15 protein-coding genes are annotated in these 16,362 nt (G+C 64.5%); 1 reads left to right on the top strand and 14 read right to left on the bottom strand.

All coding sequences use genetic code 11. The features are described 5' to 3' along the window. Positions 1–132: 132 nt before the first annotated feature. The 14 genes from ACLP2E_RS15250 to kdpF all read right to left on the bottom strand — a co-directional run bounded on the left by ACLP2E_RS15250 (position 133) and on the right by kdpF (position 15,743). The gene (locus ACLP2E_RS15250; protein WP_442466427.1) at positions 133–819 is read right to left on the bottom strand and encodes an MgtC/SapB family protein; all 687 of its coding nucleotides are present in this window, start codon (positions 817–819) and stop codon (positions 133–135) included. A 59-nt stretch (positions 820–878) separates the two neighbouring features. Next, the gene (gene dapA, locus ACLP2E_RS15245; protein ID WP_442466426.1) at positions 879–1,859 is read right to left on the bottom strand and encodes a 4-hydroxy-tetrahydrodipicolinate synthase; all 981 of its coding nucleotides are present in this window, start codon (positions 1,857–1,859) and stop codon (positions 879–881) included. 2 nt (positions 1,860–1,861) lie between these two features. Then, complete coding sequence (locus tag ACLP2E_RS15240; RefSeq protein WP_442463018.1) at positions 1,862–2,095, bottom strand: hypothetical protein; 234 nt, start codon at positions 2,093–2,095, stop codon at positions 1,862–1,864. A gap of 389 nt (positions 2,096–2,484) precedes the next feature. Next, positions 2,485–2,961: a hydrogenase maturation protease gene (locus ACLP2E_RS15235; protein ID WP_442466425.1), complete on the bottom strand. Its 477-nt coding sequence runs from the start codon at positions 2,959–2,961 to the stop codon at positions 2,485–2,487. A 129-nt stretch (positions 2,962–3,090) separates the two neighbouring features. Then, on the bottom strand, positions 3,091–4,557 hold the full coding sequence (locus ACLP2E_RS15230) for a Ni/Fe hydrogenase subunit alpha (protein ID WP_442463020.1): 1,467 nt from the start codon (positions 4,555–4,557) through the stop codon (positions 3,091–3,093). 11 nt (positions 4,558–4,568) lie between these two features. Next, complete coding sequence (locus ACLP2E_RS15225) at positions 4,569–5,120, bottom strand: NADP oxidoreductase (RefSeq protein ID WP_442463021.1); 552 nt, start codon at positions 5,118–5,120, stop codon at positions 4,569–4,571. A gap of 1 nt (position 5,121) precedes the next feature. After that, complete coding sequence (locus tag ACLP2E_RS15220; protein ID WP_442463022.1) at positions 5,122–5,838, bottom strand: 2Fe-2S iron-sulfur cluster-binding protein; 717 nt, start codon at positions 5,836–5,838, stop codon at positions 5,122–5,124. Continuing rightward, entirely contained in the window at positions 5,835–7,622 is a 1,788-nt protein-coding gene (locus ACLP2E_RS15215; protein WP_442466424.1) for an NAD(P)H-dependent oxidoreductase subunit E, read from the bottom strand. The genes ACLP2E_RS15220 and ACLP2E_RS15215 overlap by 4 nt, the downstream gene beginning before the upstream one ends. Positions 7,623–7,844: 222 nt before the next feature. Then, complete coding sequence (locus tag ACLP2E_RS15210; RefSeq protein WP_442463024.1) at positions 7,845–8,540, bottom strand: response regulator; 696 nt, start codon at positions 8,538–8,540, stop codon at positions 7,845–7,847. Continuing rightward, positions 8,537–11,230, bottom strand: coding sequence for a DUF4118 domain-containing protein (locus ACLP2E_RS15205; protein ID WP_442466423.1), 2,694 nt, complete (start codon positions 11,228–11,230; stop codon positions 8,537–8,539). The genes ACLP2E_RS15210 and ACLP2E_RS15205 overlap by 4 nt, the downstream gene beginning before the upstream one ends. A 3-nt stretch (positions 11,231–11,233) precedes the next feature. Beyond that, positions 11,234–11,830, bottom strand: a complete 597-nt coding sequence (gene kdpC / locus ACLP2E_RS15200) for a potassium-transporting ATPase subunit KdpC (protein WP_442463026.1) — start codon at positions 11,828–11,830, stop codon at positions 11,234–11,236. A gap of 10 nt (positions 11,831–11,840) precedes the next feature. Continuing rightward, positions 11,841–13,913 carry a potassium-transporting ATPase subunit KdpB gene (kdpB, locus tag ACLP2E_RS15195; RefSeq protein ID WP_442463027.1) on the bottom strand — a complete coding sequence of 691 codons (2,073 nt, stop codon included), beginning with the start codon at positions 13,911–13,913 and terminating at the stop codon, positions 11,841–11,843. Between the two features lie 10 nt (positions 13,914–13,923). After that, a complete protein-coding gene (kdpA, locus tag ACLP2E_RS15190) occupies positions 13,924–15,633 on the bottom strand; it encodes a potassium-transporting ATPase subunit KdpA (RefSeq protein WP_442462649.1) in 1,710 nt (569 codons plus the stop codon). A 23-nt stretch (positions 15,634–15,656) separates the two neighbouring features. Next, positions 15,657–15,743 (bottom strand): K(+)-transporting ATPase subunit F, encoded by an 87-nt coding sequence (kdpF, locus tag ACLP2E_RS15185; protein WP_442462650.1) that lies wholly within the window; start codon positions 15,741–15,743, stop codon positions 15,657–15,659. A 497-nt stretch (positions 15,744–16,240) separates the two neighbouring features. Here kdpF and ACLP2E_RS15180 point away from each other — a divergent pair. Beyond that, on the top strand, positions 16,241–16,362 hold a 122-nt coding region (locus tag ACLP2E_RS15180; protein WP_442465302.1), incomplete at its 3' end, for a GTP-binding protein.

Raw genomic sequence — 16,362 nt, 5'->3', positions numbered from 1 at the left:
ATTTGTCGCAGCTAAAACTATTCATCCAGATACAATAGCTTGGCCATTAGCGAAGATTTTAACGATTTTGTCAACGGTATCAGCCTCATATTGACGCATTTTCCACGCGAATCGTCGCCGCTCACGGTTTAGTTAATCGCCTAGCGGGCTAAGGCCGAATTCGAGAAAGCGCGGCTCGTTGGCCAGGGTCTCGATCAGTGCGTGGCTGGCGTTCTTGTCGGGCGTGGCGAGCACCGCCCGGTAATCGAGAAAGCGGCCCTCGCCGGCGCCAAGGGCTGAGAGCGAGGAGACCTTGCAGCCGTGTCTCGCCAGCAACGCGACGATGGCCGGTTCGTGCATGGCGTCGGCGCGGTGCTGGCGCAGGTGCAGGTTCATCTCGTGCTCGGTGCGCAGCAGCCTTTCGCACCAGCGCAAAAGGGTCAGGGAGAGCAGGGTCAAGACGGTGGTGGCGACGGCGGGAAAGATGAAGCCGAGGCCCATCAGCAGCCCGATGGTCGCCGTGCACCATAGCGAGGCGGCGGTGGTGAGGCCACGCACCGAAAAGCCTTCCTTGAGAATGCCGCCGGCGCCGAGAAAGCCGATGCCGCTCATCACCCCCTGGATGATATGGGTGGAGGTGTTGTCGTAGGGGTGCTGGACCAGCGCGCCCTGCCAGGACCAGACGCCGACCAGCATCAGCTGGCAGGTGCCGAGGCTGACGAGGGCGTGTTCGCGCAGGCCGGCCATGCGGCCGCGACGGCTGCGCTCCAGCCCGATCAGGCCGCCGGCGCAGAGCGCGCCGAAAAGTTGCAGCGAGATCGTCCAATAGGCGGCGCTCATGACTTCTCCTTCGGGCGGAAGGCCCGAATTTCCGGATCGTCAAGAATAACGCGGATTGGTTATTTTTCCGTCGCTTGATGCGGCAAACCCGTTTCGGTCAGGGCGGCGACAATGGCGCCGGCGGTTTCATGGCGAATGGCGACCAGCGGCAGGCGCAGGTGCGGCGCAAAGCCGGGACGCAGCAGCGACAGGGCGTATTTGATCGGCCCTGGGCCTTCCTCCCGGCTCAGCGCGTCGAACAGAGGTCGCAGCCGCCGCTGCAGGGCGGCGGCGCGGGGCCAATCGGCTGCGTCGGCCGCCCGATGCAATTCGGCGGCGAGGCGCGGCGCGAGATTGGCGACCGCGGACAGCGCGCCCCGTCCGCCGGCCAGGCGAGACAGAGCGGCGGAATCGTCCTCGCAGTCCAGGCGGATGAAATTTTCGGGCAGGGCCGGCGAGCCGGGACGGCGTGAAGCGTCAGTCCAGTCGGCCATTCCGACAATATTGGGGATGGCCGCCAGCCGGGCCATGGTGTCCGGCGTGACGTCGATGGCGGTTCGCCCGGGGTCGTTTTCGACCAACAGCGGCAAGTCGACCTCGCGCGCTACGGCGCAAAAATGGCGGAACAGGCCTTCCTGTCCGGGCCGGCTGTAATAAGGCGCGACGACGAGGGCCGCCGAAGCGCCGGCGGCATGCGCCGCCCGCGTCAGTTCGATGGTCTCGGCGGTGCAATTGGTTCCGGTCGCGGCAATGACCGGGACACGTCCGTCCGCCGTCTCCACGGCGATCTCCACCAGTCTTAGGCGCTCGCGCGGCGATAGCGTCGCCGCCTCGCCCAGCGCGCCGCCGGTGACCAGACCGCGCGCGCCGTCGTCGATCTGCCAGTCGACAAAATCGGCGAAGGTTTTTTGCGCGATCCTGTCATGTTGGAAAGGCGTGACCAAGGCGGTGAAGGCGCCGCCGAGCCATTGCGCGATATGGGGAGAGATTTCGCCCATCGGGGCCGGCGGCGGCAGGACGGCAGCGGCGCCCGCCGGGTTTTTGGCCGTGAGGGGAGGCAATTCTATTTCCACAAGGCCAGAGGCTTGCTGGAAAACAGCGCCGCGCCGCGCCTGCGGCCGGTCTCGTCGGCGACATATTTCAGCGCGGCTTCGCGGCTGACGAAGAAGCCGCCTTCGCGGCCCTGGAAATCCATGGCGACCCAGTGGCCATGTTCGTCTTGTCCAATAACGAAACGGGAGGGGGAAGATTTGCGGAAACGTTCCGGAGGTTTTTCCGTACGAAGGGCGAGAGCCATTGCAACACCAGTTTTCAAACGGTTCATCACGTGAACCGCGGCGGTGTTGTGCTCCCGAAACGAGTAAGGGCTCGATAGGAAAGTCGCGCCCCGCACATAAAAACCGCATGTTGAATGGCGGGGGGCCGCGAAGCTGTGGATTCACTCTGTCGGCCCGAAAAATCAGGCGACAGAGGGGTTTCGCGGTGGCTGACAAGCGTAAAACAAAATTCGCGGCGTCTCAGCTTTGTCAGTGAGGGAACGCCAGCTTTCCGGCTCCAGCTTCTCTCGCAGGCGTTGCAGGACATCGCAGTTTGTTCCAGCCGCGCCACGCCGCCGCATCCCGTGGAAATCCCAAGCCGACGCGGCCAGCCCGAAAATCCAGCGGCTCCAGTCGCCCGTAATGGCGATCAGCTTTTCGGCAGGCGGCTGGCGCGCCAGGAGTCGGGCGCTGGCTTCTCCCGCAGCCTTTGCAGGAATTCCCAGGCCTGTTCCAACCGCGCCGCGCCCTCAAGGCTCAGACCCGCGCCGAGTTCGAAATCCTCGCCGCGCACGCAGAGGAGGAAGGCCGGCGGCGGGGTTTTGCCGGTGACCTGATAAAACACCGCCAGCACCGATTCCGGCGCCAAGGCGTGGCTGGTGTGGGTCATGCCCTGTCTTGAAAAAATCTCGCGGAACGAGAAGGGAGCGGGCGTGCCGGTCCCGGCGTCGATGAACAAGGCGAGCTCTGCGCCGTCGAGATCGAGCGCGTGCTCGAGCTGAAGCTGGTAGTCCTCGATCAGCAGCGCCTCTTCCCAGTCGGCCTGTTCGATGCGGGACAGCAGCAGAGGCCCGATTCCATCGTCGCCGCGCGAAACATTGCCCCAGCCGAAGACGACGAGTTTCATGTCAAGAAGTATCCGATTTTTTGGACGCCGTCATTGCAAGCGGAGCGAAGCAACCCAGTCCTTGCCGCGAACCGCAGCTTCTGGATTGCTTCGCTCCGCTCGCAATGACGAGTTCCGCCACGCCGCCCTTCAAAACCCTTTGCGGACTGTGCTGACCAACTCGCCCTGCGCGTCGACCAGATCGACTTGCAGCGGCATCTGGCCGATGGCGTGGGTGGCGCAGGACAGGCAGGGATCGTAGGCGCGAATGGCGACCTCGATATGGTTCAGCAGGCCCTCGGTGATCACGCGGCCGTTGACGTATTGCGACGCCACGGAACGGATCGCCTCGTTCATCGCCTGGTTGTTGTTGGTGGTCGAGACGATGAGCCGACAAAATTTGACGAGATCGTCCTCGCCGACACAATAGTGATGGAACAGGGTTCCGCGCGGCGCTTCGATCACGCCGACGCCCTCTTCCTTCCTGTCGCCCCTGTCGGCCATCAGGTCGGTTCCGAGAATGTCGGGATCGTCGAGCAGGTCGCGGATGACCTCCGCCGCATGCAGCGCCTCGATCATCCGCGCCCAGTGATACAGCAACGCGCCGTGCACGGGCTTGCCCTGGCCAAGCGCCATCAGGGCCTTGCGCTCGATTTCCGCGAGTTCGGACGGGATGAAGTCACAAACCTGGACGCGCGCCAACGGACCAACCTTGTACCATCCGGTTTCCGGACCCAGCGCCTTGATGTGCGGGAATTTCATATAGGTCCAGGGTTTTACCTCTTCCTGCAGGACATCCCGATAGGTCGTGTAATCGACATGATCGAAGATGGCCCCGCCGTCGGCGTCATGGGCGCGCAGGCCCCCGTGATAAAGATCCATCGCGCCTCGCGAGTCCACGAGACCCATCATGTTGGAGCGGAATTCGCCGAATGTGTTGTAGAAGGCGGGATGGGTGAGGTGCAGCTTTTCGACCAGGCGCACAGCGTCGCGGGCCCAGACGATCATATTGTCGATTCCGGCGCGCAGTTCGTCGCGTTCCGCCTTGGTCAGCGCCTTGTTGACGCCGCCGGGAATCGCGCCCGTGCCGTGAATGCGCTTGCCGGCGGTGTGGCGGATCACCTCCTGCCCATATTTGCGCATCATCACGCCTTGCACGGCGATGTCGGGATAAGCCGCCACCACGCCGACGATGTTCCGCCGGGTCGGTTCGCTGTCGAAGCCGAGCAGCAGGTCCGGGGAGGCGAGGTGGAAGAAATGCACGGCGTGCGATTGCAGGATCTGGCCGTGATGCATCAGTCGGCGCAGTTTTTCGGCGGTCGGCGTCAGCTTGCCATAGCCGGCGATGCCGTCCATCGCCTTGACGGCGGCGAGATGGTGGCTGACCGGGCAGATGCCGCACAGGCGCTGCACCGTCACCGGAACCTCCCAATATGGTCGGCCTTCGATGAACGCCTCGAAGCCGCGGAACTCGACGATGTGCAGGCGGACCTGATGGACCCTGTTTTCGGCGTCGAGCAGGAGCGTCACCTTGCCGTGACCCTCGACACGGGTCAGCGGATCGATGGCGATGCGGCGCAGTTTTTCCGGGCTTGCGGCGGTTTCGAGGGCGAACATGGCGGATGCCTTCAGTCGAAATGAAATTGTGGAAAGTCGAGACGCGGCGTGCGCCCGCCGATCAGGTCGGTCAGGAATTTCCACAGGGCGTCGGCCGACGGCGGGCAGCCGGGAATGAAATAGTCGACGCGCACGACGTCGTGGATCGGATAGACCTTGTCCAGCAGCAGCGGCAGTTCGGGGTCGTTCGGGACGCGCGCCCGGCCGTCGGGCGTGTCGCTGTATACTTTTTGCAGGATGTCGCCGACGTCGAAACGATTGCGCTGCGCCGGCAGGCCGCCGTTGATGGCGCAGGCGCCGACCGCGACCAGGAATTTGCAATGGCTGCGAAATTCGCGGAGCACATGGACGTTCTCGGCATTGCAAAGCGCGCCTTCGATCAGGCCGATGTCGCAAGGGCCGCAATGCTTGATGTCGGTGATCGGCGAACGGTCGAATTCTATCGCTTCCACGAGCGTCAGCAGGCGTTCGTCGATGTCGAGCAGCGACATGTGGCAGCCGAAACAGCCGCCGAGCGTCGCCGTGGCGACCTTCAGTTTTTTTTGAGCGACGGGAGCGTCCATCTCACTTCACCTCCACGGCGAGATCGACCTCACTGATCGGCGCCCGGTCGTAGAGCCGCTCGCCGATGGGCGTAACGAAGCCGATTTCCTTGCGCAAGATGGCCCCGACCGGGCACACCTGCGCCGCCTTGTCGGTCACGGCGAAATCCGTGTCGCCGAGCTTTCCGCTCGGCGCGTTCGCGATAATATGCGCGTCGCGCCCGCGTCCAGCCAGAGCGAAGACGTTCTTGCCATCGACGTCGCGGCTGGCGCGCACGCAAAGCTCGCACATGATGCAGCGGTTGAAGTCGAGGAAGAACTCCGGATGCGATGCGTCGACGTTGCGGTGAGGAAAGAATTGCACGAAATGTGGACTAAGCATTTCAACGTCGTAGGCCAGCGCCTGCAATTTGCAGGAGCCGCTCTTTTCGCAGCCGGGGCAGAAATGGTTGCCCTCGACGAACAGCATCTGCAGCAGCACGCGACGGATTTCATTGAGTTCCGGCGCATTGCTGCGCACCTCCTGGCCTGGCAAGGCTCTTAGCGTGCAGGCCGAGCCGTTGCGGCCGTTGACCGTCACCGTGCAGAGCTTGCACGAGCCGTGCGGCGCGAAATCCGGATGGGCGCAGAGATGCGGAATGTAGACGCCGGCCGCCAGGGCCGCCGTCAGTATGGTCTGGCCGGGATCGAAGGCGATCCTTTCGCCATCGAGGATGAAGATGTTGGCGATCTCGGTCATATCTCGGCTCCAAAATGCGCGGCGGCGTCGTCGCGCCCGACGAGCTCGCGGGCTCTGGCCAATGCGGCGTCGAGATCGAAGCCGGGTTCGAAATCCTTGGCGATCAAGCGCCTTTCGAAGGCCGGCTTGAACTTCTGCATCATGTCGTGCAGCCCGAGCATCGCTGTCTGGCCGAGGCCGCAATGGCTGGACACGCGCAAGATGTTGTGCAGACGCTGCAGGTCCATGAGCTCGTAAAGAGCGCCTTGGCCGGCGGCGATCTTGTCGATCATTCCGGCGACCAGAGCGGTTCCGACGCGGCAGGGCGTACAGAAGCCGCACGATTCATGCTCGAAGAAATGCGCAAAGTTGCGCGCCGTCTCGACAGGGTCGCGATGGCTGCCGAAGACCATCATCGCACCGGCGGTGGGCTGGTCTTCGAAGGAGATGCGGCGGCCGAATTCCGCCGGCGTCAGGCAGTTTCCCGCGGCGCCGCCAATTTGCACGGCGCCCGGCTCGCGCGCGCCGCAATCCTCCAGCACCTGCGCGATGCGTATGCCGAAGGGATATTCGTACACGCCTGGGCGTTCGCAATCGCCAGACACCGAAAGGATCTTCGTGCCGGTCGATTGTTTGGTGCCCTGGCCGGCATAGGCCGCGCCGCCGACCAGCGCGATTTCAGTGGCCTTGCACAGGGTTTCGACGTTATTGACCACCGTGGGGAAGCCGAGATAGCCGCTCGTGGCAGGGAAGGGCGGGCGAATGCGCGGGCGCCCCGGTTTGCCTTCCAGCGATTCGATCAGCGCCGTCTCCTCGCCGCAGACATAGGCGCCGGCGCCGAGATGGATCGTGATGTCGAAATCGAAATCTTCCACGCCGCCGATCTTCGGCCCAAGCAGATTTTCGCGTCGCATCTCCGCGAGCGTCGCCTCCAGCGGCGCCCGCAGATAGGAATATTCGCCGCGCAAATAGAGAAAGCCCTGGCGCGCGCCGGTGACGAGCGCGGCGATGGTCATGCCCTCGAACACCTGGCTTGCGAAGCTTTGCAGCAATACGCGGTCCTTGAACGTGCCGGGTTCGCCCTCGTCGGCATTGCAGATGACGAAGCGCTTTTCGCCGGGCGCGCCGCGGCAGGTCTCCCACTTGATCGCGGTGGTGAAGCCGGCGCCGCCGCGACCGCGCAGATTGGATTTTTTCATCTCGGCGATCATCCCGAGCGGCCCAAGCGTGATCGCGGCGTGCAAAGCCTCGCCCGGCTTGTAGGCGGAGCCGAGCAGCATGTCGGCGCGCCGGATGTTGTTCTCGACCTGGAAATAGCTCTCCGGCCATTCGGCCAGCGGCGCTTCGACGCGGATCAGATCGCAAATTTCGTCGACGCGTCGCGGCGTCATTCGGGTGATCGGCAGATTGTTGACCAGCAGCGCCGGGCCCTGGTCGCTCATGCCGGTGCAGGAGGTGAAGTCGACGCTGACCAGACCGTCGGCGGAAGTCTTGCCGCGCTCCAGCTTGAGCCTCTTGAGCATATGCTCCATCAGGGCGAGCGATCCGGCCATGCGGTCGGTGATATTGTCGGAAAACAGGATGCGGTATTTGCCGCGATTCTCGCTGAAGAGATGCGCGTAGAACTGAGTGACGCTCCTCACCCGCGCCAGCGGGATTTTCAGCGCCTCTGCGACAAGGATCTCCGTCGCGGGCGAAATCCAGTCGAGCTCCTCCTGGGCGTCGCGCAAAATCTGCAAAAGCGCGGTCGGATCGCCGCGATATCTGGCGATGATGGGATCCAGGGACGATTCGAGAGACGTCATTTGCAGCCTCAAGCGTTGTAGCGGCGGGCGGACTCAGGAATAGAACGGCAAAGCTGTTCCTGTATTGATCCCGGTCAATATGCGCCAGAAATATCCCTGCCCGGCGCCAATGTTCGATAGCCGAAGAGCCGCAACGAATGGGCGCCGATATTCGTGCGTTAATCCGAAACTTTCAAGGCGTCATGTAATCAACGATGGTCTGGCTTGTATTTCGAGCTGGCTTCACGCGTCCTCTTCCGGGCTCCACAGGCGATAGCCGATGCCGGGCTCCGTCAGGATCAGGCGCGGCGTTTCCGGATTGGTTTCGATCTTTCCGCGCAACTGACCGACAAAAACGCGCAGATATTGGGTGTCGTCCGCATGGGCGGGGCCCCAGACGGCGGCGAGAATCTGGCGATGGGTGACGACGCGGCCGGCATGTCGCACCAGAACCGCCAGCAGGTCGAATTCCTTCGGCGTGAGTTTGAGCGTCTGGCCGTCCTTGACGACCCGCCGGCGCTCCAGATCGACCAGCAGTCCATCGGCCTCGAAACGCGGCGGCGCCGCGCGGTCGGGCGCGGCGTGACGCAAGGCGGTGCGCAGGCGGGCGAGAAACTCGCCGATGGCGAAAGGCTTTTCGACATAATCGTCGGCCCCGAGGTCGAGCGCGGCGATCTTTTCGGCCTCGCGGTCGCGCGCGGAAAGCACGATCACCGGGCTGTGGCAGAACTGCCGCGCCTCGCGCAAAACGTCCTTGCCGTCCATGTCCGGCAATCCGAGGTCGAGCACGATGACGTCGGGCGCGGCGGTGGCGATCAGCCGCAAGGCCTCGGCGCCCGTTTCGGCGCTCAGGACCTCATAACCGGAGGCTAGCAGCGCGGGGCGCAGGAAGCGCTGGATCGGCGCCTCGTCGTCGACGATCAGCACGCGGGTTTTCATGTTGTTGTTTCCTTTTCCACCGCTGCTGCGGGAATGCGCACCAGCAGGCGCGCGCCGCGCCGGCGGGCCGCCGGGCTCTGCGCTTCGATTCGTCCGCCCATCGCCTCGACCAGGCCCTTGCAAATGGACAAGCCGAGGCCGGTGCCGGCCTTGCGTCCGTCCACACGGCCGCCGCGATAGAACTTCTCGAAAATCTTTTCCAGATCGGCCGGTTTGATGCCCGGGCCTTCGTCGGTGACGGAAATCATGACATCCTGCCCGTCCTGGCGCGCATGAACTACCGCGCCGGTGTCGCCGCCATATTTATGGGCGTTGTCGAGCAGGTTGAACAAGACCTGTTCGAGCAATCCGGCGTCGCCGCGAATGAACGGCAGGTTTTTCGCCAGGCTGGTCTCGATCCGCATGTCCGGGAACACTTTCTTGCAGCGCTCCACCGCCGTGCGGATGATTTCGGCGGGATCGAGCAGGTCGCGCCGCACTTTCACGGCGCCGGACTCCAGCCGCGACATGTCGAGCAGGTTGGCGACGAAACGCGACAGCCGCGCCGCCTCTTCCTCGATGGAGGCGAGCAGATCCTGACGGTCGGCGGCGGTCATCTGGTCGCCAAGCTGGCGCAAGGTGGTGACGGCGCCGGTGATCGACGACAAGGGCGTGCGCAGGTCGTGCGACAGCGACGACAAAAGCGTGGTGCGCAGCTTTTCGTTCTCCTCCAGCGCCGCGGTGCGCACCGCCACGCCGACCAGCAGCGAACGGTCGATGGCGATGGCCGTCTGCTCGATCATCGCGGTCAAGGCGCGCTCGTCCTCGGAGGAGATCGGCTCCTGCGGCGATTTGGGCTGGAAGCCGCAGACCCCGACGACGCCGCGCGGGGTGGTCAGCGGCCGGAACTGGAAGGCCAGGTTGGGCAGGGTGTCGGTGCGCCAGCCGGCGGGTTCGCGCTTGGAAAAGGCCCAGCGCGCCGCGCTCATTTCGCCGGCCGAAAGATCGTCCATCGGCGGCCAGGCGGCGGCGAGGCGCAATTCGCCTTCCTCGGGCAGCAGCAGCACGACATGGCCGCCCTGCGCCTTCTGCAATTGCGCCGCGGCCGCCCAGAGCGCGTCGTCGAGCTTGGCCGCGCCGGAAATTTTGCGCGAGAAATCATAGAGCAGTTCGGTGGCGTAGGCGCGCTCGCGCACCGCCTCCGTCTGGTCGTGGACCCGGGCGGCGAGCGAGCCGGTCAGCACGGCGACGACGAGAAAGACCATGAGCGACAGCAGTTCCTGCGGCTCGGCGACCGTAAACGTGTAGAGCGGGGGGATGAAGAAGAAATTATAGGCGACAAAGGAGAGAAAGGAGGCGGCGATCGCCGATTGCAGGCCGAAACGCGCGGCGCAGGTCAGCACCGCCAGCAGATAGACCATGGACAGATTGGGCAGGTGCAGCCACAGGCTCAGGACCTCGCCTATTCCGGTGGCGATCGCGACCGCGAAAACCGCCACCACCAGGCCAACCCATTGTGGCCGCAGCAGGCGGCGCCAGTTCAGGCGCTGTCCGAATGCCGCGCCGTCGTCCGGCGCGTCGAGCAACTGGATCGGAATGTCCGTAGCTCGCTTCAGCAGGGCGTTGGCGAAACTCTTGTGAAACAGCGCGCCGAAAAAATGCCGGCGCGGCCGGGCGAAAATGATCTGGGTGACGTTTTCGCGCCGGGCGTAGCGCAATAACTCATCGACCGGATCGGCGCCGGACAGCCGCACCGTCTCGGCCCCCAGCCTTTCCGCCAGACGGAAAGCGTCGTCGACCATTTTGACGTTTTCGGCGTCGTCGTCATCGCCTTGCGGGGTTTCGACATGCGCCGCGATCCAGGAGGCGTTGAGCCGCGTGGCCAGCCGCCCGCCGGCGGCGACCACCCGTTCCGCCTGGCCGTCGCAGTCGAAACAGACGAGCAGATGGTCGGAAGTGTCCCACGGCCCCTCGATGGCGCTCTGGCGGAGGTAATCGGTCATCTGGTCGTCGACGCGGTCGGCGGTGCGCCGCAGCGCCAGCTCGCGCAGAGCGGTGAGATTGCGCGGGGTGAAGAAGTTCTGCACCGCGCGCTTGGCGGTCTGCGGGACGTAGACCTTGCCTTCGTTGAGGCGCTGGATCAACTCGTCGGGGGTGATGTCGACCAGCACGATATCGTCGGCGCGCTTCAATATGCGGTCCGGCACGGTCTCGCGCACCAGCACCCCGGTGACGCGGCTGACCACCTCGGCCAAGCTTTCGACATGCTGGATATTGAGCGCGGTCCACACGTCGAGGCCGGCGTCGAGCAGTTCTTCGACATCCTGCCAGCGTTTGGGATGGCGGCTTTCCGGCGCATTGGTGTGAGCCAGTTCATCGACGACGATCAGGGCGGGCTTGCGCTTCAGCGCCGCGTCAATGTCGAATTCCTCCAGATCCCGTCCGCGATAGTCGATCTTTTTGCGCGGAATCTGTTCCAGGCCTTCGAGCAGGGCGGCGGTTTCCGCGCGGCCGTGCGTCTCCACCAGGCCGATGACGACGTCGATTCCCTCGGCCTTGACCCGCTTCGCGCCCAGAAGCATGGCGAAGGTCTTGCCGACACCGGGGGCGGCGCCGAGAAAGACCTTCAGCCGGCCACGTCCCTCGCGCCCGGCGAGAGCCAGCAACGCGTCGGGGTCTGGGCGGCGGTCGAGTTCGCGATCGGTGGCCATTCCCTATCTTAACGCGTCGAGCGCCATATTCAGCAAGAGAACATTGACGCGGCGCTCGCCGAGAAAGCCGAACCACGGCTTGTCGACATGGCTCAGCACCAGGTCGCGCACATTGCCCTCGTCGAGGCCGCGCGCCTTGGCCACGCGCGGCGCCTGGAGCAAAGCGTTTTCCGGCGAAATATGCGGGTCGAGGCCGGATGCGGAAGTGGTCAGGGCGTCGGCGGGCAGGGCGCCCTCCCAGCCGTCCTTGCGCTTTTCCTCGACGCCGGCTTTTACGCGCTCGATCAGCGCCTTGCTGGTCGGGCCGAGGTTGGAGCCGCCCGAATTGGAAGCGTTATAGGGCGCATCGACATTCTTGCTGGAATCGTTGGGGTCGGGCGCCACGGTCGCCGAGGGGCGAGGATGGAAATAGCGCGGCTCGGTGAAATTCTGGCCGATCAGCGCCGAGCCGACCACCTTGCCGTCGCGATACACCAATTCGCCGCCTGCCTGGGTGGGGAAGAGCAGGGAGGCGACGCCGGTCAAGGCGAGCGGATAGGCGATGCCGGTCAAAGCGGTGAACAGCAGGAGCAGGACGACCGCGGGACGGAGATATTGCATGAAGTCCTCCTCAAGCCAGATGAAGCGCGGCGACGATCATGTCGATCGCCTTGATGCCGATGAACGGCGCGATCAACCCCCCGAGGCCGTAGATCAGCAGGTTTCGCCGCAACAAGGCCGCCGCGCCGACGGCGCGATAGGCCACGCCCTTCAGCGCCAGCGGGATCAGCAGAACGATGATGATGGCGTTGAAGATCACCGCCGACAGAATCGCCGATTGCGGCGAGTTGAGGTGCATGACGTTGAGCGCCTGCAACTCGGGATAGGTGGCGACGAACAAGGCCGGCAGGATGGCGAAATATTTCGCCACGTCGTTGGCGATGGAAAAGGTCGTCAGCGAGCCGCGCGTCATCAGAAGCTGCTTGCCGATTTCGACCACTTCGATCAGCTTGGTCGGGTCGCTGTCGAGATCGACCATGTTGCCGGCCTCGCGCGCCGCCTGGGTGCCGGTCTGCATGGCGACGCCGACGTCGGCCTGGGCGAGGGCCGGCGCGTCATTGGTGCCGTCGCCGCACATGGCGACGAGACGCCCGCCAGTCTGCTCCTTTCGGATCAGCTTCAGCTTGTCTTCGGGCGTGGCTTCGGCGAGAAAATCGTCGACGCCCGCTTCGGTGGCGATGGAGGCGGCGGTCAGCGGATTGTCGCCGGTGATCATCACCGTCTTGATGCCCATGGCGCGCAAGGCGGCGAAACGCTCGCGAATGCCGGGCTTGACCACGTCCTTGAGGTGGATCAGGCCAAGCAGCACGCCATTGTCGGCCACCGCCAGCGGCGTGCCGCCGCTGTTGCCGATGCGCTCGACGCCGGCGCGAAATTCCGGCGGCTGCTGTTCCGACGGGAGATGGATGAAACGGAACAAGGCCTCGACAGCGCCCTTGCGGATCGAGCGCTCGCCGATATCGACGCCGGAAAGCCGGGTCTGGGCGGCGAAGGGCACGATGGTCGGCTTCACGCCGCCGAAATCGGGCTCTTCCGCGCCATAGTCGGACTTCGCCAGCGCCACGATGGAGCGGCCTTCCGGTGTGTCGTCGCCGAGACTGGCGGCAAGCGCCGCTTCCGCCAGCATGGTCGCGGAAACGCCCGGCAGGGGAATGAATTCGCTGGCCATGCGGTTGCCGAAAGTAATGGTGCCGGTCTTGTCGAGCAGGAGCGTGTCGACGTCGCCCGCCGCCTCGACGGCGCGCCCCGAGGTCGCCAGCACGTTGAAGCGCACCAGCCGGTCCATCCCGGCTATGCCGATCGCCGACAACAGGCCGCCTATGGTGGTGGGGATCAGCGTCACCAGCAGCGCCACCAGCACCACCACGCTCACCGTCGCGCCCGAATAGGCGGCGAGGCCCCACAGCGTCACCACCGCGATGAGGAAGATCAGGGTCAGGCCGGCGAGCAGCACCGAAAGGGCCAGTTCGTTCGGCGTCTTCTGCCGCTCGGCGCCCTCGACCAGGGCGATCATCCGGTCGATGAAGGTGTTGCCGGGCTGGGCGGTGATGCGCACCTTGATCCAGTCGGAAAGCACGGTGGTGCCGCCGGTCACGGCGCAGCGGTCGCCGCCGGCCTCGCGGATGACCGGCGCCGATTCGCCGGTGATGGCGCTTTCATTGACCGAGGCGACGCCCTCGATGATGTCGCCGTCGGAGGGGATGATGTCGCCGGCCTCGACCAGCACCACGTCGCCGACGCGCAGGTCGAGCGCGGCAACCGTCTGGACCACCGCCGCGAGATGCGCCACGCCTTCCGGGTCGATCAGGCGCTTGGCGATGGTGTCGGAACGGGTGGCGCGCAAGGTCGCCGCCTGCGCCTTGCCGCGTCCTTCCGCCACCGCTTCCGCGAAAGTGGCGAACAGCACGGTGAACCACAGCCACAAAGCGATCTGGCCGGAAAACCAAGGGTCTCCGCCGCCCTGTACGAGCGTGCGCGCCCACAGGAAAGTCACCAGCGCAGCGACGACCTCGGTGACGAAAATAACCGGATTGCCGGCGAGATGATGCGGCGCCAGTTTTTTCACGGAGTCGAGCGCGGCGGCGCGGATGATCGCCGGATCGAACAAGGAGAGCTGGTGCTTCGCGACGGATTTCGTGGACATCATAAACTCCTCAGAACGTCTTGCCGGCGAGCATCAGGACGTGCTCGACGATGGGACCGAGGGCGAGGGCAGGGAAATATTGCAGGCCGCCGACGATGAGAATCACGCCGATCAGCAGGCCGACGAACAGGCCGCCGTCGGTCGGGAAAGCGCCCGCCGAGCCAGGGTGCTTCTTTTTCGCGGCAAGGGCGCCGGCGATGGCCATCACCGGCACCACATAGCCGAAACGCCCCATCATCATGGCGATGGCCGTGGTGACATTATACCATGGCGTATTGGCGGACAGGCCGGCGAAAGCCGAGCCATTGTTTCCGGTCGAGGACGTATAGGCGTAGAGAATCTCCGACAGGCCGTGCGGGCCGTTGTTGGCCAGACTGGCCAGGGCGACGGGCAGCACGACGGCGACCGAGGAAAACCCGAGGATCGCCAGCGGCAGGATCAGCACCGCCAGCATGGCCAGCTTGATCTCGCGCGATTCGATCTTCTTGCCCAAAAACTCCGGCGTGCGCCCGACCATCAGGCCGGCGATGAACACCGAAAGAATGGCGAAGACGATCAATCCATAGAGTCCCGAGCCGACGCCGCCGGGAAGGACCTCGCCGAGCTGGATCAGGAAGATCGGAACAAGGCCGCCGATGGGAGTGAGCGAATCGTGCATGGCGTTGACCGCGCCGCAGGATTCGCCGGTGGTCACCGCCGCATAGACGGAGGACATGGCGGCGCCGAAGCGGACCTCCTTGCCTTCCATATTGCCCGCCGCTGGATCGAGACCGAGCGCCGTCAGCAGCGGATTTCCCGAGGCTTCCGCCCAGTAGACCACGCCCGCGCCGACGACCAGCAATATGCCGACCGCCTGGACAAAGGCCCAGCCCTGCCGCTCGGCGCCGACCATGACCCCGAAAGTGACGAGCAGGGCGGCGGAAATGGCCAGCATCGACCAGATCTGCAGGAAATTGGCGAAAGCATTGGGGTTTTCAAACGGATGGGCGGCATTGGCGTTGAAAAAGCCGCCGCCATTGGTGCCGAGTTGCTTGATCGCCTCCTGGCCCGCCATCGGGCCAAGCGCTATGGTCTGCTTGGCGCCTTCGAGCGTCGTGGCGTCCACCGAACCGGCGAGAGTCTGCGGCACGCCGCAGAGGAGGAAGCCCAAGGCCACCACCAGAGCGATCGGCAGCAGCACATAGAGGGTGGAGCGGGTCAGGTCGACCCAGAAATTGCCCAGGGTCGTGGCGCTGGCGCGGGAGAAGGCGCGGGTCACCGCCAGGGCCAGGGCGATGCCGGTGGCGCCCGACAGGAAATTATGCACCGCGAGGCCGGCCATTTGCGAGAAATGGCTCATCGTCGTCTCGCCGCCATAGGCCTGCCAATTGGTGTTGGTCAGGAAGCTGACGGCGGTATTGAAGGCGAGGTCGGGAGGGACATTGTCGAAGCCCTGCGGGTTCAGCGGCAGATAGGCCTGCAGCCGCAGGATGGCATAGAGCGAAACGAAGCCGGCGGCGGAAAAGGCCAGCATGGCGAGCGTGTAGGACAGCCAGCCCTGTTCGCGCTCCGGCGCGACCCCGGCCAGAGCGTAAAAGCCGCGTTCGACGGGCGCCAGGATCGGCGAGAGGAAGGTGCGCTCGCCGGCAAAGACGCGCGCCATGTAATAGCCCAGCGGCCGGGCGGTCAGCGCGGCAAGGCCAAGGATCAGGCCGATTTGCAGCCAGCCGGTCAAAGTCATGGTTTTTCTCCCCCAGAAGGGAACTAAAAGCGCTCGGGGTTGAGCAAAGCGAAGATCAGATAGACGCCCAGGCCGATCGCCACGGCGAGGCCGAGAAGAGGTTCGAACATCGAGATCTCCCTCAGGCCCGCGTCAGGGCTTTGGCGTAAAGCGCCAGGGCGCCGAGCAGAAACAGGCCGAGAACAATGAAGCCAAGGTCGGTCATGGCTTCCTCCTTTCAAATTCATGTTGCGCCGGGAATGTGGCGCCTGAGGCGTCAAGTTTCGATGGGGAAGGCGGCCCAGGCTGATAAGGACCGCGTAAAGACCGCAAAGGTTAGCAGCGCGAGATGGCGACAGCATGAAGCCTCGGTCCGGCGAGGTAAAGCGATTTGACTTGGATGCGCGATTTGTCGCGCGCCGAGCGGAAGCGGCGCCGGATCGCCATTTTTGAAGAAAGCGACTTTAAATCAAGTATTTGTTGACGAATTCACGCCGGTGTCGCGTGTCTCGCCCGTCGGGACGTGGCCCGCCTCGGCGGGCGAAAGTGAAATCTCTCTTGATGTTGTGTTGAAAGCCCCTTAATGAGCGCCCTCGTTGGATTTCTGCCTGCATCCGGAACGAGGGCCATGGCCAAGGAAAAGTTTTCACGCACGAAGCCGCACTGCAACATCGGCACGATCGGTCACGTTGACCATGGCAAGACGTCGCTGACGGCGGCGATCACCAAGATTCTGGCCGAGACGGGCGG

The sequence above is a fragment of the Rhodoblastus sp. genome (assembly GCF_052145335.1).
GTDB lineage: Bacteria > Pseudomonadota > Alphaproteobacteria > Rhizobiales > Beijerinckiaceae > Rhodoblastus.
This window is presented reverse-complemented; position numbering and strand designations above follow the sequence as displayed.